Raw genomic sequence first — 22925 nt, forward strand, 5'->3', positions numbered from 1 at the left:
AGTCGAGAGAGGACTCCGTCGGCCCAGGGCGCCCTCACCGCGCAGTCGAGAGAGCACTCCGTCGGGCCCCGAGGGGGCTGGCAGACTCGTCCCCGTGAGTCACGTCAACGTCGTGCCCTTCCGTCGCCGGATGCGGCCTCGCGACCCCCGTGAGACGCACCGGGTCGCGACGCCGCTCGAGCTGTTCTTCGACCTCGTCTTCGTCGTCGCGATCGCCAGCGCCGCGGCGGGCTGGCACCACGGTCTGGCGGAGGGCCACCTCGGCGACCTCGTCGGCTTCCTCATGGTCTTCTTCGCCATCTGGTGGGCGTGGATGAACTACACGTGGTTCGCCTCGGCCTATGACTGCGACGACGTCGTCTACCGCCTGCTGACCTTCACGATCATGTCGGGCTCGCTGCTGCTCGCTGCGGGCACGCCCGCCCTCTTCGCGACAGGCCAGTCGGGCCTCGTCGTCGCCGGGTATGCCGTCATGCGCTTCGCGATGGTCGCGATGTGGCTGCGCGCCGCGGCGAACCACCCGGAGGGCCGTCGCACGGCACTGTGGTATGCCGGTGGGATCGCGGCCGTGCAGGTGCTCTGGATCGGCCGCCTGCTGCTCGACGGTCCGGCTGTGCTCATGACGACGTTCTGGGCGCTCGTCGTGCTCGAGCTTCTCGTGCCCGTGCTGGCCGAGCGGCACGGTGTGACGCCCTTCCACCCGCACCACATCGCCGAGCGCTATGCGTTGCTGACCATCATCGTGCTCGGGGAGGTGATCCTCGCGTCGGTGCAGGCCGTGCAGGGTGCGCTGGGGCAGGGGCGCCAACCCGGGCTCGTGCTCGTCATCCTCGGAGGCCTGCTGACGGTCTTCGCCATGTGGTGGCTCTACTTCAAGCGAGACCACGCCGTGCTCTTCGCGGGCTCGACCCGGGTCACGTTCGCCGTCGGATACGGGCACTACGCGATCTTCGCGTCGGTCGCGGCGACCGGAGCGGCGCTCGCAGCCGCGGTCGACGTCGTGCAGGGTGACGCCCACACCACCGCCCGGGTGGTCGGGCTCGCGTTCGCCGGGGCGGTCGCTGTCTACGTCTGGTCGCTCGCCGTGCTGCACGCAGCCGTCGACGGCGAGCGACGCGAGCGCCTCATCGGGGGAGTCGTCGGTGCCGTGGCGATCGGCATCGCGGCGGTGAGCACGTCGGTGGGGGCCACGGTGCTGTTCATCGGGATCCTGCTCGCCCTCGCCGTCGCCCAGCACGTGTGGTCCGAGCGTGGCGCCGTCAGCGCAGCCTGACCACCCCCAGCCCAATCGAAAGAGCAATCCGTCGCCATGACCGTGGGACCCCGCGGGTTCGCACATGTGGGCGACGGATTGCTCTTTCGATGGGTGGGAGCCCGTCGGATTGCTCTCTCGATGGGTGGGGAGCCCGACGGAGTGCTCTCTCGATCGGGTCAGTCGACGCGGCGGAGCAGGCCCGTGTCCACGTCGTAGATGAAGCCCGCGGTCTCGACACCCTTCGCGATGAGCGGGTGGGTGCGGACCCGGGCGAGGTCCTCGCGCAGGGCCCGCTCCTGGTCGGCGATGGCGTGGAAGCTCATCCACGACGCGTCCTCGCCGGCGCTCGCGCCGACACGCTCGCGAAGCTCGGCCTCGCTGTTCGACGCCATGGCGCACCGGGTGTGCGGCACGACGAGGATGCGGTCGACGCCGAGCAGGTGGGTCGCGAGGACGAGCGCCTCGAGGGCATCGCTGCCGACGCGGCCGCCGGGGTTGCGGAAGATCTTGGCATCCCCGGGCTCGAGGCCGACGAGGCGCAGCGGGTCGATGCGCGAGTCCATGCACGTCACGATCGCGACGCCGGCCTTGGCGATCCCGTCGAAGCCGGACAGGTCGAAGGCCTCGGCGTAGGCGCGGTTGGCTGCGATGAGGTCGTCGAAACCCTTGCCGGCAGTGGCGTTCTCAGTCATTGCTGTCCTTTCGGTCACTGGAGTCCTGGTCTCTTGGAGATGGTGAAGGCCATGGGCTTGCTGACCTCGGCGAAGAAGTCGTTGCCCTTGTCGTCGACGACGATGAAGGCGGGGAAGTCCTCGACGTCGATCTTCCAGACCGCCTCCATGCCGAGCTCCTCGTACTCCAGCACCTCGACGTGCTTGATGCAGTCCTGGGCGAGGCGGGCGGCCGGGCCACCGATCGAGCCGAGGTAGAAGCCGCCGTGGGCGGCACAGGCGTCGGTGACCTGCGTGCTGCGGTTGCCCTTGGCGAGCATCACCTTGGAGCCGCCTGCTGCCTGGAACTGGTCGACGTAGGAGTCCATGCGGCCCGCGGTGGTCGGCCCGAACGAGCCGGACGGCATACCTGCGGGGGTCTTGGCGGGACCGGCGTAGTAGACCGGGTGGTCCTTGAGGTACTGCGGCATCGGCTCGCCCGCGTCGAGCCGCTCCTTGATCTTCGCGTGCGCGATGTCGCGGGCGACGACGAGCGGGCCGGTGAGCGACAGGCGCGTCTTGACCGGGTGCTTCGAGAGCTCGGCGAGGATGTCGTCCATCGGCTGCGTGAGGTCGATCTTGACGACGACGTTCTTGCTGATCGAGCTCACACCCACTGCGTCGTCCTCGTGCTCGCCGAGGTCGACAGCGCCCGCATCGGGAAGGAACCGGGCCGGGTCGGACTCGAGCTGCTCGATGAAGACGCCCTCGGCGGTGATCTTGCCCAGCACCTGGCGGTCGGCCGAGCACGAGACGGCAATGGCGACAGGCAGACTCGCGCCGTGCCGGGGGAGTCGCACCACCCGGACGTCGTGGCAGAAGTACTTGCCGCCGAACTGCGCGCCGATGCCGAACTGCCGGGTCAGCTCGAGCACCTTGTCCTCGAGCTCGGTGTCACGGAAGCCGTGCGCGGTCATCGAGCCGGACTTCGGGAGGGTGTCGAGGTACTTCGCAGACGCGTACTTCGCTGTCTTGAGGGCGAACTCGGCGCTCGTGCCGCCGATGACGATGGCCAGGTGGTAGGGCGGGCACGCAGCCGTGCCGAGCGATCGGAGCTTCTCGTCGAGGAAGCGCATCATCGCGTCCTCGTTGAGGATGGCCTTGGTCTCCTGGTAGAGGTAGCTCTTGTTGGCCGAGCCGCCACCCTTGGCCATGAAGAGGAACTTGTACTGGGCCTCGTGGCCCTCGGCGGTGTCGGCGTAGATCTCGACCTGGGCCGGCAGGTTGGAGCCGGTGTTCTTCTCCTCCCACGTCGTGATCGGTGCCATCTGCGAGTAGCGCAGGTTGAGGCGGGTGTAGGCGTCGTAGACACCCTCGCTGATGGCCCGCTCGTCGGTGCCCGCGGTGAGCACGTGCTGGCCGCGCTTGCCCATGACGATCGCCGTGCCGGTGTCCTGGCACATCGGCAGGACCCCACCGGCGGCGATGTTGGCGTTCTTGAGCAGGTCGAGCGCGACGAACTTGTCGTTGTTGCTCGCCTCGGGGTCGTCGAGGATGTTGCGCAGCTGCTGCAGGTGGCCGGGCCGGAGGTAGTGGGCGATGTCGTGCATCGCGGTCTCGGTGAGCAGCCGCAGCGCCTCGGGGTCGACCTCGAGGAACGTGCGCCCCCCCGGCCCGTCGACGGCGCGCACGCCCTCGGTCGTCAGCAGCCGGTACGGCGTCTCGTCGGCGCCGATCGGCAGCAGGTCCTCGTAGGCGAAGTCGGCCACGACACGCTCCTTGCGATCACGGGTGGGCTCGAGGTGAGGGCCGTATGCCGCCGAGCCCCGCGGCATACGACAGACCCCTCCCAGCCTAGTGAACGGCTGGGAGGGGACGGGTCGCAGGTCCGCGGACGGACGCCGGTGGACGGACGTGGGGCGGGTCAGCCCTTGACGGCGCCCGAGGTCATGCCGCGGATCATGAACCGCTGGAGCGTGACGAAGACGATCATCGGCACGATGATCGTGATGAACGCGCCGGCCGTGAGGAGCTCCTGGCCCTGACCCTGCGTGCCGAGCAGCTGCTGGAGCTTGACGATCACCGTCGTGTTCTCGCTCTTGAGGAAGAGCTTGGCGATGAGCAGGTCGTTCCAGACCCAGAGGAACTGCAGCGTCGCGAAGGCCGCGATGGCCGGGATGGACATCGGCGCGACGAGCCTCCAGAAGGTCTGGAAGTGGCTGCACCCGTCGATCTTTGCCGACTCGACGACGCTGCGCGGCAGGGTGCTCATGTAGTTGCGCAACGTGTAGATGCACAGTGGCATGCCGAACCCGGTGTGGAGCAGCCAGACCGCGATGTACTGGCCGCTGATGCCGAGGCCGCGCGGACCGAGGATGTTGAGCATCGGCTGGAAGGCCACCTGGATGGGGACCACCATGACGGCGATGATGAGCAGGAAGAAGAACTCCTTGAACGGGAAGTCCATGAAGGTGAACGCGTAGGCGGCGAACGCCGCGAACATGATGGGGATCACCGTGGCCGGGATGGCGACGACGATGCTGTTGATGAACCCCGAGCTGAGGTCGGCCCCGGTCCAGGCGCCGGAGTAGTTGGCCGTCGTCCACTCGGAGCTGAACGGGTGGAAGAGGGCCGTCCACCAACCTGACGTCGCGGCGTCGTCGCGCGTGCGGAACGACGTGACGAGCAGGCCGAGGGTGGGGATGGTCCAGAGGATCGCGAGGATCGTCATGGTGACCATCGAGAACGGGCTCCTCGGTCGCCCGTCCTTCATCAGCTTGCGGCTCATCGCCCTGCCTCCTCGTCGCGGAAGTGCTTGATCTGGTACCAGATGAGCGGGGTCACCGCGATGAGGAGCACGACGACGATGGCCGTCGCCTGGCCGGCCTCGCTCGCCGCGAACAGCTTGTTGAAGAAGAGGTTCGCGATGACGTTGGTGCCGTAGGCGCCGTTGGTCGTGACGTAGACGATGTCGAAGATCTTGAGCACCGTGATGAAGACCGTCACGAAGACGGTGATGATCGTGCCCTTGATCTGCGGGATGATGACCTTCCAGAAGATCTGCAGCTCGGTCGCGCCGTCGATGCGTGCGGCCTCGACGGTGTCCTCGGGCACGCCCTTGATGGCCGAGCTGAGCAGCACCATGGCGAAGCCGGCCTGCAGCCAGATGAGGATCACCATGAGCAGGATCGAGTTGAGCTTGAGCGTGTCGATGGCGAGCCACGTCTGCGGTTCGCCGCCGAGCCCGACCCAGATCGCGTTGAGCAGGCCGGTCTGCGGCTGGCCCGGGTTGTTGTACGCGTAGATCAGCAGCCAGATGGCCGACGCGCCGACGGCCGAGATGGCCATGGGCAGGAAGATCATGCTCTTGGCGACCTTCTCACCACCGGCCGACAGCTTGTCGGACAGCACCGCGACGATGACACCGAACGCCACGACGACCGCGGGCACGATGAGCAGCCACAGGATGTTGTTGACGACGGACTGCCAGAACTCGGGGTCACTGAAGATCGTCTTGTAGTTCTGCAACCCGACGTAGGCGGTGCTGTCGGAGTTCGCGAACGAGTAGTTGATCGTCTGGAAGGTCGGGTAGATGAGCATGAGCCCGACGAGGAGCAGCCCCGGCAGCAGGAACGCGTAGGGGATCACGCCCTCCGAGAGCCGCCGTGGCAGGGCCTCGACGAACATGTTGAGGAAGTAGAAGATCAGCGCGGCGCCGCCCACCCCTCCGATGATCGCGAGGACGGCGATGACGAACTTGCTCCCGAACTTCTCGGGGTAGTAGCCGAAGGCGAGGAAGAGGTTCGCCAGGAACCAGATGACCACGACCATGCCGCCGAGCCCGAGCGCCATCTTCGCGGGGTGGGCCCGCAGGGCGGCGTTCGGATCGTCGACCCGCATCTTCTGGCGCGGCGCTGCCGCGCTCGTGTCGGCGGTCATGACTTGGGCCAGGAGGCTTCGATGTTGTCTGCGGTCTGCTTGGAGCTCTGCCCGCTCTCCCACTTGACCATCTCGGTCCAGAAGGTGCCCGAGCCCACGGCCTTGGGCATGAGGTCGGAGCCGTCGAAGCGCAGGACGTTGGCCTTGTTGGCGATCTCGGCGATCTTCTTCGTCGTCTCGTTCGGGTAGTTGCTCAGGTCGAAGGTCTTGTGGGGCGAGAGCCAGCCGCCGGCCTTGGCCCACGGACCGCCGAACTGGTCGGAGGTGAGGAACTGCATGACCTTCTGGGCGTCGGGGTCGGTGCCGTTGAAGAGGGCTGCGAGGTCGCCGCCACCGAGGATCGCCTGGCCGTCGTAGCCGCCCTCGAACTTCGGGAAGACGTAGATGCCGACCTGGTTGTCGAGGTCCGCCTGGACGTTCTTCGGGTAGAACGTCGTCGCGAAGTTGCCCTGGCGGTGCAGGTAGCACTTCGGCGGGTTGGAGAAGGCGGGGGTCATGGCGTCACCGAACGGGGTGTTGAGCACGCCCTTCGTGCCGCCGAGGACCATCTTCGGGTCCTTGTTGAACTTCGCCGCCTCGTCGAGGGCCTTGACGACACGGGGGTCGTTGAAGGGGATGCGGTGCGAGGTCCACTGGTCGTAGACGTCCGGGCCGTACATGCGAAGCATGAGCTCCTCGACCCAGTCGGTGCCGACCCAGCCCGTGGCCTGGTCGGAGCCCCAGCCGATGCACCACGGCGTGACGCCCGTGGCGATGATCTTGTCGGCGACATCGGTCTGCAGCTGCTGGATGGTCTCGGGCGAGGTGGTCCAGCCGCCCTTCTCGTAGGCGGCCTTGGGGTACCACACGATGCTCTTGACGGCATTGCGCATCGGCGCGCCGTAGACGCGACCCTTGTAGCGGCCAGCGTCGAGGAAGCCGGGCAGCAGGGTGCTCTGGAGCTTGTCGTAGTCGAGGTAGGTGTCGATCGGCCAGACCTTCTTCTGGCTCGCGAACTCGAGCATGCCGCCGGGCTGGGGGAAGAGCCCGATGTCGGGGGCGTCGCCGGAGTTGACCTTCTGCTTGATCGTCGTCGTGAAGTCCTGGTCGGACGTGTACTGGATATCGATGCCGCTGCTCTTCTCGAAGTCGGCGAGCGAGGCGTTGAAGTTCTTCTCCTCGTCGCCGCCGAACGCACCGAGGATCGTCACGACCTTGTCGCCGTCGGCGGTGCCGCCGTCGATGAAGCCGCCCGCAGCACCGGCCGCGCCGGATCCACCGCCACCGGCGTTGGGGTTCTGGAGGCATCCGGTGAGCACGAGAGCCGCAGCGGCGACCACCCCGCCAGCCCTCAGTGCACGTCTGGGAATTCCACTCATGGTCGCTCCTCGTCGTTGAGTTGTGCGTCGATCCCCACCGATCAACGTGACCACGGTCACGCGGACTAGACCATTCCTACCGCGTCGCCGGGGGCCGGTCCAGTGACAGACACGCGACAGTGACCAGTGCGTGACCTTCGGGCAGGAACGGACGTCAAGCGGGCGCGAAGCGGGCGTGCCCGCGGTTCGGCGGGCCTTCGTGAAGCGGTGTGAAAGGGACGAACTGCCTTGCCGTCGTCCCGTACCCGCTCAGACGCAGCGACCGTCCTTGCACTCGTGGTCGAAGAGGGCGCGCGCGAGCACCGTCGTCATGTCGCCCGGGCTCGGCGCCGAGTAGAAGTCGGAGTAGGTCATCCGGGAGATCGCCGTGAGCGCCTTGGGGTCCACGTCCGGCCCGATGCCGATCGTCGTGATCGCGATCGGCTTCGCCGGGTTGCTCGCCGCGCGCAGGTTGGCCTTGAGCTGCTCGAGCGAGATGCCGTTCGGGTCGTCGTTGCGCCCGTCGGTCATGACGACGACGGCGTTGACACGGTCGGGGTCGTAGCTCTTCATCGCGGTCTGGTATGCCGCCCAGATCGTGTCGTAGAGACCCGTCCCGCCCCCGACGTTCTTGCTGAGGGCGGCGGCGCCGGCGGCGACCGTGGCGCGGTGCGCCGGGTCGTCGAGGCGGCCGATGGGCGCGACCTGCTTGTAGTCGGTGCCCCCGGCGCCGATGCCGATGGAGAAGAACCACAGCCCGAGCTTCGTGCTCCTGGGCAGCGCGGAGAGGGCGATGCCGGCTGCCTCCTGGGTGATGGCGACGCGGGTCGTGTTGCCCACCTTCTCGTTCATCGACCCGGAGACGTCGAAGACGGCGAGCAGCGAGAAGTCGGTCGTGGCCGACTGCCAGGTGTCGGTGGCCCGGGCGACGGTCGGAGCGTCGGGCTGAGGACCCACCTTGACGTCGCCGATGCTGCCCTGAGGAGTCGGCATCGTGACGGGAACCGATGTCGAGCGGATCCCGTACTGCGCGAAGATGGTCGCCGCCTTGGGCCCCTGGAGGTAGGCGCGGAGCAGCTCGACGGCCTGGTCGCGCACCGGGTCGGTCGCGACGTTGACGAGCGAGAACTCGAAGGCCGGGGTGCCCTCGGCCGGCGTCACCGACACCATCTTGTGGTCGGGGTAGAGCCGGTTGTGGTCGATGAGGTCGGCCTCGGCGACGGGGAAGGCCCGCGCCTTGTCAGGAGTTTCGTTGTAGGTCGCGAAGAGGTCGTCGATGGAGGCCGCCGCGCCCTGGGCGAGCTTGGGGATGACGGTGCGCCCCTGCTCGGCGCTCAGCTGCGGCAGGGCCGACGCCAGCGTGAGCATGCCGGCCGTCGTCGTACGGGGGTCGCTGAGGCGGATCGGCGCATCGGAGGCGACGAGGTCGAGCCATTGCGGCTGGCCCTCGAGCGACGTCGCCTCGGTCGGGTCCATCGCGATGACGAGAGGGCTCTTCGCGAAGGGCTGCGCCACCTTGGCGTTGATCTTGGCCGTCTGGTTGACCCGCTCGACCCAGCGCGGGGAGTCGGGGATCCAGCCGTCGGGCCGGTTGGGCTGGCCCTGGCCGAGGCCGATCATGGCCTCGATCGGCGTCTTGCCCTTGACGAGGTAGTCGACGCACGGCGACGACGGGTCGGCCTGGTACTGCTTCGCGAGCGCGAGGGTCGCCGGCTGTGCGGCCTCGGACACCCACAGGGTCACGGGCGTGCGGTCAGGACAGGCCTTGCCGGTCACCGACGGGAGGGCGGAGAGCGGGATCGCCGTGTCGCGGCCCGTCCACCAGATCGCGCCGCCGACGCCGGCGCCGACAAGCAGCACGACGCCCAGGATCGACGCGATGACGCGGTTGCGGCGCCGTGCGGCGAGCTTGGCCTCGAGAGCCTTTCGCGCGGCACGGCTCTCGACGAGGCTCTTCTCGTACGGGCCGACCGGGCGCTGTGGAGGGGTGGGGCTGGTCAACGGGGTTCCTCACATGTGGACTCCCCGGCAGCCCGGGGCGTCAGGATGATCCACCGGTGAAAGGTACCCGGCGGGCCGCGCAGAATGGTGCCTGACCCCTGACCGTTCTGTCGAATGCCCGAATTGTGACGCACCACCGTTGGCGGTGCTCCCGGACGGGCCGGGTCAGCCGGTCTCGGCCAGGTCGGCCCGGTGGGGGGCGTGCGCTCCGGCGCGCTCGACCGTCAGTGCGCCGGTGCGCAGGGCGCGCCGCACGGCCGGGGCGACGTCCGCGAGGGCGGCTGCCCGCAGCGACTCGCGCTGGGCGCGACCCCCGAGCAGGCCTGCGTCGAGCAGACCCGAGACGAGCCCCGCCATGAAGGAGTCGCCGGCGCCGACGGTGTCGACGACGTCGACGACGGGGGCCGGCAGCGACTCCACCTCACCGGTGGCCGGCACGCTGACGACCGCACCCGCCCCGCCGAGCGTGACGACGAGCAGCGCCGGGCCGAGGGTGCCCCACGTCGCGATGACGTCCTCGAGCGGCTCACCGGGGCAGAGCCACTCGACGTCCTCGTCGCTCAGCTTCACGACGTCGGCGCTCGCGATGGCCTCCTCGATGAGGCGTCGCGCGTCGGCGGGGGCGCCCATGAGGCTCGGTCGCGCGTTGGGGTCGTAGGAGACGGTCGCTCCCGTCGCCCTGGCGGCAGTCAGGGCGGCGCGCACGTCCGCGCCGCCGGGCTCGAGCACCGCGGCGATGCTCCCCGTGTGCACGTGGCCGTATGCCGTGAGGTCGGCGATCGGCGCCAGCCGCCAGTCGATGTCGAAGACGTAGGTCGCCGCCCCGGTCGCGTCGAGCGTGGCGTGGGCGACGGTCGTGAAGGGAGCGTCCTGGGAGCCGGGGGTCAGGGCGACCCCGCGCTCACGGCATACGGCCTCGATGCGGCGGCCGCGCTCGTCGGTCGCGATCCACGTGGCGAGGTCGACGGGGTGGTCGAGCGCCGCGAGCCCGAAGGCAACGTTGGCGGGGCTGCCGCCGACGTGCTCGGTCACGGTGCCCGACGCGTCGGTCACCGCGTCGACGAGGGCCTCGCCGATGACGAGGGTGCGCACGGGGACGGGGCTCATGGCGGCTCTCCTCAGGGCTCGATCATGTCGGTGCTGCCGAACCAGCCGGGTCGGTCGAAGCGGTGCTCGCTGTCGATCGTGCGGATGGTGCCGCTGCGCGAGCGCATGACGAGTGAGTTGGTGCGGGCCGACTTCGCGCCGTAGCGCACGCCACGCAGCAGCTCACCGTCGGTGATGCCCGTGGCGACGAAGAAGCAGTCGCCGACGACGAGGTCGTCGGTGGAGAGCACGCGGTCGAGGTCGTGGCCGGCGTCGAGGGCGCGCTGGCGCTCGTCGTCGTCCTTGGGCCACAGCCGGCCCTGGATGACACCGCCGGTGCACTTGATCGCGCATGCGGCGATGATGCCCTCGGGGGTGCCGCCGATGCCGAGGAGCAGGTCGACGCCGGTGTTGGGTCGGGCGGCCATGACCGCGCCGGCGACGTCGCCGTCGACGATGTAGCGGATGCGGGCGCCGGTGTCGCGGATCTGCTGCGCGAGGGCGTCGTGCCGTGGCCGGTCGAGCATGACGACCGTGACGTCAGCGGGAGTCTCCTTCTTGGCCTTGGCGATTCGCCGGATGTTCTCGGCCACGGGCAGGCGGATGTCGACGACGTCGGCCGCCTCGGGGCCAGTGGCGATCTTGTCCATGTAGAAGACGGCTGACGGGTCGTACATCGCGCCCCGGTTGGCCACGGCCATGACGGCGACCGCGTTGTTCATGCCCTTGGCCGTCAGGGTCGTGCCGTCGATCGGGTCGACGGCGACGTCGACCTCGGGGCCGGTGCCGTCGCCGACGTGCTCGCCGTTGTAGAGCATCGGGGCGTTGTCCTTCTCGCCCTCACCGATGACGACGACGCCGTTCATGCTGACGGTGGAGATCATGGCGCGCATCGCCTCGACCGCGGCGCCGTCGGCCTTGTTCTTCTCTCCGCGGCCCACCCATCGGCCTCCGGCCATCGCGGCCGCCTCGGTGACCCGCACCAGCTCGAGAGCGAGGTTGCGGTCGGGCTGGCTGTGCTTCATCGAGTCCTCCGTAGGCTCCGTTGCACTGTCGCGAGTGGGCGACAGCCTATCGGGCGGGGAGAGGCGGTTTGGACGCGCGTCCAACGGCGGGGGACGATGGGGCCATGACCGCACCGGGCAGCTCAGCGCCCCCGCCCGCAGCCCCCGCGAGCCGCTACTCGTTGGGCTCGATGCCCAACATGCTGCGCTCGCTCCTCGTCATCGGCTTCTTCCTGCTCGTGCTCGTCGCGATCGTGCCGCGCATGAGCGAGGTCGAGCGGCCGGCCGTCGACGCAGCGGGCAAGGCCTCGAGCGTCGCCGCGCAGACACGCTGGCCGATCGAGATGCCGACCGGTCTCGGCTCGGGCTGGGTGCCGACGACGGCGACCTACGCGCCCGGCACCGACAAGGTGCCCACCTTCACGACGGTCTGGAAGACCCCTGCCGGTGGCGACATCGCCTTCAAGCAGGCCGCCGCGCCGAGCGACACCTGGCTCTCGACGTCGGTCACCGACAACCCCATGGCCGGCACTGTCGCCGTCGGCGGCCGCACCGTGGAGCGGTATGCCGGTGGGCGCACCGCGCAGGTCAGCTACGTCGTGCGCCCCTCCGCCTCGGGCGGCCTCACCCTCGTCGCGACGACGAACGCGAGCGAGGACGAGCTCAAGACCTTCGTCGCGGCCCTCAAGCCGGTCACTCCGACCGCGCCCTGACCCGAGGCGCAACCCACGACCCCAACCGCAGACTGATCCGCGGACAGATCCGCAGACTGATCCGCCGCACGACCGCCATCGCAGACTGATCCGCAGACAGATCTGGGCGCACGACCTCCATCGCAGACTGATCCGCGGATTGATCGGGCTGAAGCGTCTGACTGCGGATCAGTCTGCATTCCTGGTTGTCGGGGCAGCAGCAGACGCAGACTGATCTGCAGGTAGATCCAGGTCGAGCGGGGCCGGACACGTCGGCCCGATCAGAGGCCGCGGGTCAGGACTCGTCGAAGATCTCGTCGTCGGCGTGCAAGGTTGCGGGCGGCGCCGGTCGGGTGGCCTGTTCGATCTCGGTCTGCGCGTCGTCGAGCCACCGGGCGCAGTGCGCGGCGAGAGCCTCTCCACGCCGCCACAGCTGCATCGAGTCCTCGAGCGGTGCCTGGCCGGTCTCGAGACGCGAGACGATCGAGACGAGCTCCTCGCGGGCGTCCTCGTATCGCATCCCGGCGATGTCGGGGAAGGCGACCTCGGTGCCACCGGCCGCCTCGGCGGCTCTCTGCGACGGGTCGGTCGAGGCAACGGGGTCGGGCATGGCCGCCACCCTACGACGACTTCTTCGTCGTCGGGCGCGCGGTGGCCTTGGCCGTGCGTGGCGCCCGGCGTCTCGGCGCGGCCTTCACCGGAGGGTCGCCAGCGTCCGCAGCGGGGTCGTCGGCGATGCCGTCGCTGACCGGCCTCACACCGAAGTCGCCGCGCGCGACCCGCACCCGCAGGAGCTCGCCGATGCCCACCTCGTCGCGGTCCATGACGATGCGTCCGTCGCGGTGCTGCACGACGGCATACCCCCGCTCGAGCGTCGACTGGGGCGAGAGCGCGACGACCTGACGTCGCAGGTGCTCGGCCTCGTCGGCCGCCCGGTGCAGACGCGTCTCGAGGCGCATCGCGGCGCGGCTGCGCAAGGTGGCGATCTCCTGGCGCCGCACGCGCACGAGGGCAACGGGGTCGGCCATCACCGGCCGGCTGAGGAGCGCCCGCAGACCTGCCCGCTCGCTCTCGAGGCGACGCCCGACGGCGCGACGGAGGCGGTCGCGCCCGCCGTCGACGAGGGCGAGCTCGCGCTGGGCGTCCGGCACGACCTTCTTGCCGGCGTCGGTGGGGGTCGAGGCGCGCCAGTCGGCGACGAGGTCGAGCAGTGGCTGGTCGACATCATGGCCGATGGCGCTGATGACTGGGGTGCGCGCGGCAGCGACGGCTCGCACCATGGCCTCGTTGGAGAAGGGCAGCAGCTCCTCGAGGGCTCCGCCTCCGCGGGCGATGACGATGACCTCGACCTCGGGATGAGCGTCGAGCTCGCGCAGCGCCTCGATGACCTCGGTCACGGCGGTGGTGCCCTGCACGGCGACCTCGCGGATCTCGAAGCGCACGGCCGGCCAGCGCCTGCGGGCGTTCTCGACGACGTCCTTCTCGGCAGCGGAGCTGCGCCCGGTCACGAGTCCGACCCGCTTGGGCAGGAAGGGGATCGGGCGCTTGCGCTCCGCGGCGAAGACGCCCTCGGCGGCGAGGGTGCGCTTGAGGATCTCGACCCGGGCGAGGAGGTCGCCGATGCCGACGGGGCGGATCTGTCGCGCCTCGAGCTGGAGGGTGCCGCGCTTGGTCCAGAAGGTCGGCTTGGCCTGGAGCACCACCCGCGAGCCCTGCGCGAGGGGGATCGGCATCGCGTTGACGGCGTTCATCGGCACCGAGACCGACAGCGACATGTCGACGTCGGGGTCACGCAGGGTGAGGAACGCCGTGCCGCCGCGCGGGTTGAACTGCACGACCTGGCCCTCGACCCAGAGCTGGCTCATCCGGTCGACGTAGTCGCTGATCTTGAGGCTGAGCACCCGCACCGGCCACGGCTGCTCGGCCGTCGTGTCAGCGGCCTTCTCCGGCAGCGGGCTCGTCATGCTCACCCGGGTCACCCTATGCTCCGCACGGCCCGTGCGCCGCGAGCCGAGCGGGGGAGCAGGCGGTGGTGGCCCGCCACGTACGATGGGGGCCATGAGTGAGCCAGCCGACCAGACGTCCGTCAAGAAGGTCCTCCTCGCGGCACCGCGCGGCTACTGCGCAGGTGTCGATCGGGCCGTCGTGACCGTCGAGAAGGCGCTCGAGCTCTATGGCCCGCCCGTCTACGTGCGCAAGCAGATCGTGCACAACAAGCACGTCGTCAACACGCTGGAGAAGCGCGGCGCGATCTTCGTCGACGAGACCGACGAGGTGCCCGAGGGCGCGACGGTCATCTTCTCCGCCCACGGTGTGGCTCCCGTGGTGCACGAGGAGGCGAAGGCCCGCAGCCTCAAGACGATCGATGCGACGTGTCCCCTCGTGACGAAGGTGCACCGCGAGGCCGTGCGCTTCGCCGACGACGACTTCGACATCCTGCTCATCGGCCACGAGGGCCACGAGGAGGTCGTCGGCACGGCCGGTGAGGCACCCGAGCACATCACCCTCGTCGACGGGCCCGACGACGTCGACAACGTCACCGTGCGCGACCCGGAGAAGGTCGTCTGGCTCTCGCAGACCACCCTCTCCGTGGACGAGACGATGGAGACGGTGGCGCGCCTCAAGGAGAAGTTCCCGGCCCTGCAGAGCCCCCCGTCCGACGACATCTGCTACGCCACGCAGAACCGCCAGCTCGCCGTCAAGCAGATGGCGAAGGACACCGACCTCATGATCGTCGTCGGGTCGCGCAACTCGTCGAACTCGGTGCGCCTCGTCGAGGTGGCCATCGAGCACGGTGCCCGTGACGGTCACCTCGTGGACTTCGCCGACGAGATCGACGACGCCTGGCTCGAGGGTGTCTCGACCGTGGGTGTCACCTCCGGCGCGAGCGTGCCGGAGGTGCTCGTGCGCGACGTGCTGGCCTGGCTGGCAGAGCGCGGCTACGGCGAGGTCGAGGCCGTCATCGCCGCCGAGGAGTCGCTGCTCTTCTCCCTGCCCACCGAGCTGCGCCGTGACCTCAAGGCCCGCAAGGGTGAGGACGCGGGCACCCTGCGCCACGACGGCTCCTTCGAGGACGCCGGCTCGCTGCACTGACTGCCAGGCCCCGCCGCTGGCGGGTCGCCGGCTCCCGAGCCCTAGGTCCGTCGCACGCAGGTTGCGGGTCGCTGACTGAGACGGTGCCTCAGCCCCCGAGGGCCCGGAGCAGGACCGGCTCGAGGTCGTCGACCGTGGGCGCCGCGAGGTAGGAGCCGCCGGTCGTCGCGGCGATGTCCTTCATCGCCTTCTCGTCGACCGCGGTCCCGAGACCGATGATGACGACGCGCACCGGCCGAGCCGGGTCCTTGGCGCTCGCGAGCCGTTGCTTGAGCAGGTCGAGCGAGAGGCCGTAGTCGTCCTCGTTCGGACCGTCGGCCACGATGACGACGGAGTTGGTGTGCCCGGGCGCGAAGGTGCCCTTGGCGCGGTCGTAGGCCGCGGCGACTGTGTCGTAGAGCCCGCTGCCCCCGCCCACCATCTTGTTGAGCTTGGCGAGTGAGTCCTCGATCGCGGTCAGCTGAGCCGGGTCGCCGAGCGTGTCGTAGCCGACGAGCTGCTTCTGGTCGTCACCCTTGGTGCCGATGTGCTGCGAGTAGGCCCACAACGAGGTGCGGGTCTGGGGTGCCGCGGCGCCGAGTGCCCGCGCCGTCGCGCGTTGCACGACAGCGAGCCGGGTCCCCTCCTTCGTGCGCTCGAGCATCGAGCCCGACACGTCGAGGGCGAGCAGCGTCTGGGCCTTCGGCGCGCTGGCGTTCCACGCCGCCGTCGCCTTGGCGATGGCGGCGGGGCTCGGCGTGGCAACGATGGAGACGGTGCCGATGAGGGGGGTGGGCGCCTTGGCGTCGCCACCGGACGGCATACGGAAGCCGCTGTCCTGCAAGAGCTTTCGTGCCTCATCGCTCTTGAGGTAGTCGCCGAGAGCGGTGACGAGCGAGCGGGTGGCGGAGGTGGTCGCGACCGGGATCAAGGAGTACTCGACGGCGGCGGAGCCCTCGCGCGGCGCGATCGCGGTGAGGGCTTCCTCGGGGTGGGCAGCGTTCCAGGCGCTCACCTCGGCCTCGGTGACGACGGCGCCGACGGGTTGCGCCGAGGTGGCGACCCCGTCGAGCGCGACGGTGGCGATGCCGCCCCGGGCGCTGCCGTAGAAGGCTGCCCGCAGCTTGGCCTCGTCGAGGGTCGAGGCCGCTGCCCCGAGCGCGAGGCGCCCGATCGTCGTGCGGTTGGGGTCCGGCACGCGCACGGGCGTGGAGGTCGTGAGCAGGCGCGCCCAGCTGAGGTCGTCACCCACGGCATCGGCGGCCGCTGCCGGCATGGCCACGACGAGGCCGGTCGACGCGAAGGGCTCGGTGGCCGTCAGCTTCCTGCCCGAGGTCTGCTCGACCCGGTCGAGCAGACCGAGCGAGTCGGTGACCCAGCCGTCCGGCACGGCCGAACCGCTGAGCGAGCCGGCGACGGCATACGCCTGGGCGGGCTCGATCTCGTAGGCCGCACAGGGCCCGTCGGCGTGCTTGCTCAGGGCCTCCGCCGCGGTTGCGACGACGGGTGCCACCACGGGCGCGACAGCGAGGCGCACGGTGGTCGGCTCGGCGCACGATGTGGGCTGGGCGGCTGACTCGGGCACCGAGGTCGCGACGTCAGGCTGTCCGACGATGCGCCAGGCGGCATACCCCGCGCCGGCGACGAGGACGGCCACGAGGACCGCAGCCAGCGTCCGCGTGCGGCGCTGCCGCCGTGCTCGCTCACGGGCCCGCGCCTCGACCCGCTCACGCGAGTCGATGAGGCTCTGCTCGTACGGACCGATCCGCCTGCCGGTGCTGCTCGGCGGCGGAGCCTGCTGACCCTGCTGATCCGGACCCCCAACCCCGGTCATGCTCTACCCAATCTCACGCGGCGTATTGTCCGTTGCGCGTGTCCCGGTGTCCATTCCTGTGCGACGCTGGGAGTCCGGACCGCGTCGGCCCGTCCGATCTCGGGAGGTGCCCGTGAGTCGTCAACCCTCGAGCCCGCACCCGTCCCCTCCGCCCGGACTCGAAGAGGCTTGGGACCGTCGTCTGGAGCGCTGGAATCCGCTGGTCGTGATCCTCTTGGCCCTGGGCGGGGCTCTCGCCGGTGCGGGGGTGCTTCTCGTGGGGGCCGGGTCGGATCCGCGCAGCCTCCAGTTCATTCACACGTCGGGGTTCATCGTTTGGGCTTCTGTCATGGCTGTGCAGGTGGCCGTCTGGGCAGTGGTGGCAGTGCCGTTGTGGTCGGAGATCGTCGACCTCGTGCGGCACAACGCGGTCGGGCGCACGGTGTGGGCCATCCCGGCGGTGGTCGCGCTGGCACTCGTGATGCTCGCCGTGTTCTCGCCGGCCGCAGGCTTCGACTGGCCTCTCGTCGGGCACCACGTCAAGGTCTGGCTGCTGACCGCCCTGGCCGCCCTGGGCGTGGGCCTTCCCGCGGTGTTCGGCATCGGCCTCGTGCAGGACCTGGTCCGTCGCACGGTGCCTAGGAGTGACGACACCGAGTCCATCCAGATGGCGCTCGTGTCGCGGAGTCGCATCCGCCGCTTCCTGGGCTCCGCCGGTGCGGTCATAGGTCTGGCGGTGCTGGCTTCCGGGTCGTTGCGTCTCGCAGTCGTTCCCGCCTTCGTGCCCGCGACCTCCTTCCCGGCCATCAGCGTGCTGCTCTACGGGGCGTTCTTCAGCGCTCTGCTCATCGTGGTCTACGTGCCGGCACACCTGTCGCTCAGGCGGCTGTGCACCGAGATCCGGGAGGCGTCGTTCCCGCTGGAGGGCATGCCGCCGCCGACGTCAGCCGAGCTCGAGACCTGGCTCAACGGCCGCAAGCGCATTGACACGCTGACCGAAGCCAACGTGACCATCGGGTCACAGCTGCAGGCCGCCGTGTTCATCCTCGCCCCGCTCACCTCGGCCGCCCTGACCACCCTGCTGCCCAAGGTCGGGTGAACGTCAACCGGTGGCCGAGTCAGCCCTTCGGGCGAGCGCGCTCGCGCCGGGGCGCTCGCCCTCGAGGTATGCCGTGTCGCGCGCGTCGCGTCCGAACCCGTCGTCGAGCCTGTCGTCGTGCTCAGCGACGTGCTGCTGCACCGACTCGGGCTCGCCGGCGAGCTCCGGGGCGCTGAGCGAGCGCGGTGCGACCTCGAGGGGCGCGAGGGTCGGCGGCCGCTCGCTCGTGAGGTGCAGCTCGTGCATACGTCTGGCGGTGACGAGCACCCGTGACTCGAGCGTGCCGACGAAACGGTTGTACTGCTCGACCGAGCGGGTGAGCGACTGTCCCATCGCAGTGACGTGCCCGCCGAGGGTGGCCAGCCGGGCGTGCAGCTCCTGCCCGATGGCGAGCAGCTCACGGGCGTTCTGCTCGAGGGCATCCTGCTGCCAGATGGCCCCGACGGTGCGCAGCACGGCATAGAGCGTGCCCGGGGAGGCGAGCACGACCTTGCGCGACAGAGCGTGCTCATAGAGTCCGGGGTCGTCGGCCAGCGCGGTGGCGAGGATGGCCTCGCCCGGCACGAAGCAGACGACGACCTCGGGGGAGCGGGTGAAGGCGGTCCAGTAGGCCTTGCCCGCGAGGCTCTCGACGTGACGGCGCAGGGCGGTCGCGTGCGCGGCCAGCAGCTCGCCGCGCTCGAGCTCGGACACCGTGTCGCCGTGCGCCTGGAGGAAGTGGGACATCGGCGCCTTGCTGTCGACGACGACGTTACGGCCGCCGGGGAGGTTGATGACGGCGTCGGGCCGCACCGTGGCACCGTGCCTGCTGACCCGCGTGACCTGCTCGTCGAAGTCGCAGCGCGCGAGCAGGCCCGAGAGCTCGAGTACCCGGCGCAGCTGCACCTCGCCCCAGGCGCCACGCACCGTCGAGGCGTTGAGGGCGGTGGCGAGCGTCGCGGTCTCGGAGCGCAGCGACTCGGTCGACCGGCTCACCTCGGTGAGGCGCTCGCCGAGCTGGCCGAACTGCTGCACGCGGTCCCGCTCGAGGGTGCCGACCTGGCGCTCGACACGGCTGATCGTGTCGCGCAGCGGAGCGAGCAGCGCCGCCGTCTCGGCCTCGCCGGCACGGCTGGCCTCGAGGTCGCCGACGCGCTCGCGGAGCACGTCGCGCTCGGCCTCGGCGGCTGCCGACCGGCCGAGCAGGCTGGAGCGAGCCCACAGACCGGCGATGACTGCCCCGATGACGGCCCCGACGAGGAGCCCGATGAGCAGCGCGGTCGCATCCATGGGGCAACCGTCGCAGACCCTACCGACAGCGCCCGGGTGCGACACCCGTGACACCCCAGCACTCGAGTGCTCAGTTCCTCTCGTCGGGAAGTGGGCACTCGACGGGGAGGGGGTGGCGGGGGTGGTCGAGTGCTCAGTTCCCTCGCGTCGGGAAGTGGGCACTCGACGGGCTCGGAAGCGCCCGGGTGCGACACCCGTGCTACACCTAGCCCGTGAGCGAGTACGACGACGCGATCCGGCTCGAGCCGGGCGATGGCCCCACGCGCAGGACGGGCACCTTCACCGAGGACTGGATGATCGGCAACGCCGTCAACGGCGGCTTCGTCATGGCGGCCGGGCTGCAGGCGCTCGGTGAGCACCTGGCCGCGGACCCGGCAGAGGAGACGAAGCACAGCGACCCCGTCGTCATGTCCGCCTACTTCATGACGGCCTCGGCGCCGGGCCCCTTCACCGTCACCACGGATCTCATGCGGTGCGGGCGGATGCTCTCCACCGGGCAGATCTCGCTGAGCCAGCCGGGCTCCGACGGCACCCCCGTCGAGCGGATGCGCGCCATCGCCTCGTTCGGCAACCTCGAGCAGGTCGACACATTCAAGCAGTCGACACCGCCCGACATGCCGCCGCCGGAGCAGTGCGTGTCGTCCGAGCAGGCCCCGCCGGAGTTCCTCGCCAACATGCGCTTCCTCGAGCGGCTCGACCTGCGCCTCGACCCGGCCACGGCCGGCTGGGCACTCGGCAAGCCGTCGATGAAGGGCGTCATCCGAGGGTGGTTGCGCCTCAAGGACGCCCGCGAGCCCGACACGACCATGCTCATGATGGCGCTCGACGCGCTGCCGCCCGTGGCCTTCGACCTCGGCATCCTCGGCTGGACGCCGACGTTGGAGTTCACCGGTCACATCCGCCGGCGCCCGGCCCCGGGCTGGCTGCAGGTGTCGCTCTCGAGCGAGAACGTCGGCGGCGGCATGATGGAGGAGGACGCGAGCATCTGGGACAGCACCGGAGCCCTCGTCGCCCAGTCTCGGCAGCTCTGCGGGGTCCGCCTCTCCACCGGCCGCAACGGCTGAGCCCGTGGCCGTCCGGCTGACCTACGAGACGCACGCGACGACAGAGGACAACGAGCAGGGCGTCGCCACCGGCTGGCTTCCGGGCCGGCTCTCCGAGCGGGGTCGACGCGAGGCCGCCCTGATGGGCGAGCGACGACGACCGCAGGGGTATGCCGCCGTGCTCGTCTCCGATCTCGCCCGGGCTGTCGAGACGGTGGCCATCGCCTTCGTCGGCTCCGACGTGCCGATCCGGCAGGACGCCCGCCTGCGCGAGTGCGACTACGGCGAGCTCAATGGGTGCCGCGTCAGCGATCTCGAGCGGGAGCGCCTGCGGCACGTCGACGAGCCGTTCCCGGGCGGACAGAGCTATGCCCAGGTCGTCGACCAGACCCGTGACCTGCTCGACCAGATCCGGGCCGAATTCGACGGCGGCCGGGTCCTGCTCGTCGCGCACTCGGCGAACCGCTGGGCCCTCCAGCACCTCCTCGACGGCACGCCGCTGGCCGACGCGGTCACCGCCCCGTTCGACTGGCAACCGGGCTGGGAGTGGACCTTGCGGTGAGACCCGGGCGGACGGCATACGGCAGCGTGGTCGGAGAGGCCGCCGAACGCCACTAAACTCTTGTCCTCGTGGCACTCACCATCGGAATCGTCGGGCTCCCCAACGTCGGCAAGTCGACGCTCTTCAACGCGCTGACCAAGAACAACGTGCTCGCCGCGAACTACCCGTTCGCGACGATCGAGCCGAACGTCGGGGTCGTCCCGCTGCCCGACCCGCGCCTCGCGGTGCTCGCCGGCATCTTCGGATCGGAGAAGATCCTCCCCGCGACGGTGAGCTTCGTCGACATCGCCGGCATCGTCCGAGGCGCGTCGGAGGGGGAGGGGCTCGGCAACAAGTTCCTCGCCAACATCCGCGAGGCCGACGCGATCTGCCAGGTCGTGCGCGCCTTCGAGGACGGCGACGTCGTGCACGTCGACGGCAAGGTGAGCCCCGCGAGCGACATCGAGACGATCCACACCGAGCTCATCCTCGCCGACCTCCAGACGCTCGAGAAGGCGGTGCCCCGCCTCGAGAAGGAGGCGCGGATCAACAAGGACAAGAAGGCGGCCCTCGACAACGCCGTCGCCGCGCAGAAGGTCCTCGAGGAGGGCCACACGCTGTATGCCGCCGGACCGGCCGCCGGGGTCGACCTCGCCGAGGCGAAGGGGCTGGGGCTGCTCACGACGAAGCCGTTCATCTACGTCTTCAACCTCGACGAGGACCAGCTTGCCGACACCGAGCTGCAGGCGTCGCTGCGCGAGCTGGCGGGGCCGGCTGACTCGGTCTTCCTCAACGCCAAGCTCGAGATGGACCTCATGGAGATGGAGCCCGAGGAGGCCCTCGAGCTGCTTCAGAGCTTCGGTGCCGAGGAGTCCGGTCTCGACCAGCTCGCCCGGCAGGGCTTCCACACCCTCGGCCTGCAGACCTACCTGACGGCCGGCCCGAAGGAGTCGCGGGCCTGGACGATCGGCAAGGGCTGGACCGCCCCGCAGGCCGCCGGCGTCATCCACACCGACTTCCAGCGCGGCTTCATCAAGGCCGAGGTTGTCAGCTTCGACGACCTCGTCGAGGCCGGGTCGATGGCGGCGGCCAAGGCGGCCGGCAAGGTGCGCATCGAGGGCAAGGACTACGTCATGCACGACGGAGACGTGGTGGAGTTCCGCTTCAACGTCTGATCCGCAGCCGTCGCAACCGTTTCCTAGAGCCCCGGATGCGGGGACCTAAGCCTCTTACGGGTGACCCGGCGAGCCTCATAGCGTCGGGTCAGGCATCGAGGAAACGGTCCGGGAGGCGGCCATGAGGAGAGAATCGCGATCACCGACGCAGGCTGCGGCGGCTGTCACAGCAGGAGTCCTCGTGGCCGTTCTGGGTGCCTGCGGCACTGCCGTGTCGGGCTCGGCGGGGGACACGCCGACCGCGGCGGTGTCCGTCACCGCTCCGACGCCAACCGCCTCGCCGACGTCACCGGCCTCAACCAGTCTTCCTGTGCCCCCGGAGGTCGCTGGCTATTCCTACGGAGACGTCGAGGCTGACAGCGCCCTGCCGGGGATGGCAAAGGCCCTCGTCGAGTCGATCAACCAGTCCACCCCGGAGCACAAGGTGCTCAAGGATGGCGAGCACGTGCTCAACATGTTGCTCCTGAAGGTCAACAAGGCGGCCGCGGGCGACCTTCAGCGCCCGTTGTTCGCGGAGGGCCTGCTTCAGTGGGCGGTGGGCTCAGCGACCCCGCAGTTCAGCGAGCTGACCCTTGCCGGACAGTGGGTCGGCGCCGCTCACGTCACCGTGGACGGACAGGAGAGGGTTGCCCTGGTCTGGCCGGGCGACGAGACCACCGCCCTCGTCGTCGGCCGTTCACAACGTGAGGCCGAGTCGTTCCTCAACGGGCTGATCAAGGCGCACACGACGTGAAGACCGATCGGGCCTGCGCCAAGGGGTGATGGGGATGACCTATCGATATCCGGACCCCGTTCCGCCGCCGGCTCCCGGCCGGAGACGCCGCCGGGAACCACGACCGCAGGATGCGGCTCAGAGAGAGATCGATTCGCGGGAACCGCCGCTCGTCATGGGCGCCGGTGTCCCAAGGTTTTGGAACGGCTATGAGTGGGTGCCGGCGCCGCACCTGAG

Annotated in this window: 20 protein-coding genes; 8 read left to right on the forward strand and 12 right to left on the reverse strand. The window is 69.9% G+C overall.

The annotated features are described in order from the left end of the window. Positions 1 to 94 precede the first annotated feature (94 nt). Positions 95 to 1273 carry a low temperature requirement protein A gene (locus FBY41_RS10720; protein ID WP_221629255.1) on the forward strand — a complete coding sequence of 393 codons (1179 nt, stop codon included), beginning with the start codon at positions 95 to 97 and terminating at the stop codon, positions 1271 to 1273. Between the two features lie 158 nt (positions 1274 to 1431). Here FBY41_RS10720 and FBY41_RS10725 read toward each other — a convergent pair whose 3' ends face one another. From FBY41_RS10725 to glpX, 8 genes are all read right to left on the reverse strand, one after another. Continuing rightward, positions 1432 to 1947 carry a beta-class carbonic anhydrase gene (locus tag FBY41_RS10725; protein WP_141844240.1) on the reverse strand — a complete coding sequence of 172 codons (516 nt, stop codon included), beginning with the start codon at positions 1945 to 1947 and terminating at the stop codon, positions 1432 to 1434. 14 nt (positions 1948 to 1961) lie between these two features. After that, positions 1962 to 3674, reverse strand: coding sequence for a fumarate hydratase (locus FBY41_RS10730; RefSeq protein ID WP_141844242.1), 1713 nt, complete (start codon positions 3672 to 3674; stop codon positions 1962 to 1964). 155 nt (positions 3675 to 3829) lie between these two features. After that, a complete protein-coding gene (locus FBY41_RS10735; protein ID WP_221629256.1) occupies positions 3830 to 4693 on the reverse strand; it encodes a carbohydrate ABC transporter permease in 864 nt (287 codons plus the stop codon). Beyond that, positions 4690 to 5844, reverse strand: a complete 1155-nt coding sequence (locus FBY41_RS10740) for a carbohydrate ABC transporter permease (protein WP_311769390.1) — start codon at positions 5842 to 5844, stop codon at positions 4690 to 4692. Before FBY41_RS10740 ends, FBY41_RS10735 begins: the two co-directional genes overlap by 4 nt. Beyond that, on the reverse strand, positions 5841 to 7202 hold the full coding sequence (locus FBY41_RS10745; protein ID WP_185749019.1) for an ABC transporter substrate-binding protein: 1362 nt from the start codon (positions 7200 to 7202) through the stop codon (positions 5841 to 5843). Before FBY41_RS10745 ends, FBY41_RS10740 begins: the two co-directional genes overlap by 4 nt. Positions 7203 to 7451: 249 nt before the next feature. Then, positions 7452 to 9182: a substrate-binding domain-containing protein gene (locus tag FBY41_RS10750; protein WP_141844244.1), complete on the reverse strand. Its 1731-nt coding sequence runs from the start codon at positions 9180 to 9182 to the stop codon at positions 7452 to 7454. 165 nt (positions 9183 to 9347) lie between these two features. Further along, positions 9348 to 10289 (reverse strand): PfkB family carbohydrate kinase, encoded by a 942-nt coding sequence (locus FBY41_RS10755; protein ID WP_141844246.1) that lies wholly within the window; start codon positions 10287 to 10289, stop codon positions 9348 to 9350. 11 nt (positions 10290 to 10300) lie between these two features. Continuing rightward, positions 10301 to 11293 (reverse strand): class II fructose-bisphosphatase, encoded by a 993-nt coding sequence (gene glpX, locus FBY41_RS10760; RefSeq protein WP_141844248.1) that lies wholly within the window; start codon positions 11291 to 11293, stop codon positions 10301 to 10303. Positions 11294 to 11397: 104 nt separating this feature from the next. Here glpX and FBY41_RS10765 point away from each other — a divergent pair, with 104 nt between their 5' ends. Next, positions 11398 to 11985, forward strand: coding sequence for a DUF4245 domain-containing protein (locus FBY41_RS10765; RefSeq protein ID WP_141844250.1), 588 nt, complete (start codon positions 11398 to 11400; stop codon positions 11983 to 11985). A 274-nt stretch (positions 11986 to 12259) separates the two neighbouring features. On the opposite strand, the gene FBY41_RS10770 is transcribed toward FBY41_RS10765, so the two are convergent. Both FBY41_RS10770 and xseA read right to left on the reverse strand, forming a co-directional pair. Beyond that, a complete protein-coding gene (locus FBY41_RS10770; protein WP_141844252.1) occupies positions 12260 to 12574 on the reverse strand; it encodes an exodeoxyribonuclease VII small subunit in 315 nt (104 codons plus the stop codon). A 10-nt stretch (positions 12575 to 12584) separates the two neighbouring features. Next, positions 12585 to 13928, reverse strand: coding sequence for an exodeoxyribonuclease VII large subunit (xseA, locus tag FBY41_RS10775; protein WP_141845072.1), 1344 nt, complete (start codon positions 13926 to 13928; stop codon positions 12585 to 12587). A gap of 94 nt (positions 13929 to 14022) precedes the next feature. On the opposite strand from xseA, the gene FBY41_RS10780 reads away from it, so the two are divergent. Then, the gene (locus tag FBY41_RS10780) at positions 14023 to 15057 is read left to right on the forward strand and encodes a 4-hydroxy-3-methylbut-2-enyl diphosphate reductase (RefSeq protein ID WP_141844254.1); all 1035 of its coding nucleotides are present in this window, start codon (positions 14023 to 14025) and stop codon (positions 15055 to 15057) included. 88 nt (positions 15058 to 15145) lie between these two features. Here the strand turns inward: FBY41_RS10780 and FBY41_RS10785 are convergent, their stop codons facing one another. Then, positions 15146 to 16870, reverse strand: coding sequence for a substrate-binding domain-containing protein (locus tag FBY41_RS10785; protein ID WP_141844255.1), 1725 nt, complete (start codon positions 16868 to 16870; stop codon positions 15146 to 15148). Positions 16871 to 17198: 328 nt separating this feature from the next. Between FBY41_RS10785 and FBY41_RS10790 the strand changes: the two genes are divergently transcribed. After that, positions 17199 to 17948, forward strand: coding sequence for a hypothetical protein (locus tag FBY41_RS10790; RefSeq protein ID WP_141844256.1), 750 nt, complete (start codon positions 17199 to 17201; stop codon positions 17946 to 17948). Between the two features lie 3 nt (positions 17949 to 17951). Here FBY41_RS10790 and FBY41_RS10795 read toward each other — a convergent pair whose 3' ends face one another. Then, the gene (locus FBY41_RS10795; protein ID WP_141844257.1) at positions 17952 to 19217 is read right to left on the reverse strand and encodes a DNA recombination protein RmuC; all 1266 of its coding nucleotides are present in this window, start codon (positions 19215 to 19217) and stop codon (positions 17952 to 17954) included. Between the two features lie 212 nt (positions 19218 to 19429). Here FBY41_RS10795 and FBY41_RS10800 point away from each other — a divergent pair, with 212 nt between their 5' ends. The 4 genes from FBY41_RS10800 to FBY41_RS10820 all read left to right on the forward strand — a co-directional run bounded on the left by FBY41_RS10800 (position 19430) and on the right by FBY41_RS10820 (position 22709). Beyond that, on the forward strand, positions 19430 to 20281 hold the full coding sequence (locus tag FBY41_RS10800) for a thioesterase family protein (protein WP_141844258.1): 852 nt from the start codon (positions 19430 to 19432) through the stop codon (positions 20279 to 20281). A gap of 4 nt (positions 20282 to 20285) precedes the next feature. Then, complete coding sequence (locus tag FBY41_RS10805) at positions 20286 to 20822, forward strand: histidine phosphatase family protein (protein ID WP_141844259.1); 537 nt, start codon at positions 20286 to 20288, stop codon at positions 20820 to 20822. Positions 20823 to 20890: 68 nt separating this feature from the next. Beyond that, positions 20891 to 21976: a redox-regulated ATPase YchF gene (ychF, locus tag FBY41_RS10810; protein ID WP_141844260.1), complete on the forward strand. Its 1086-nt coding sequence runs from the start codon at positions 20891 to 20893 to the stop codon at positions 21974 to 21976. A 181-nt stretch (positions 21977 to 22157) separates the two neighbouring features. After that, positions 22158 to 22709, forward strand: coding sequence for a hypothetical protein (locus FBY41_RS10820; protein WP_185749020.1), 552 nt, complete (start codon positions 22158 to 22160; stop codon positions 22707 to 22709). Positions 22710 to 22925 lie beyond the last annotated feature (216 nt).

The sequence above is a fragment of the Humibacillus xanthopallidus genome (assembly GCF_006716675.1).
GTDB classification, from domain to species: Bacteria; Actinomycetota; Actinomycetes; order Actinomycetales; family Dermatophilaceae; genus Humibacillus; species Humibacillus xanthopallidus_B.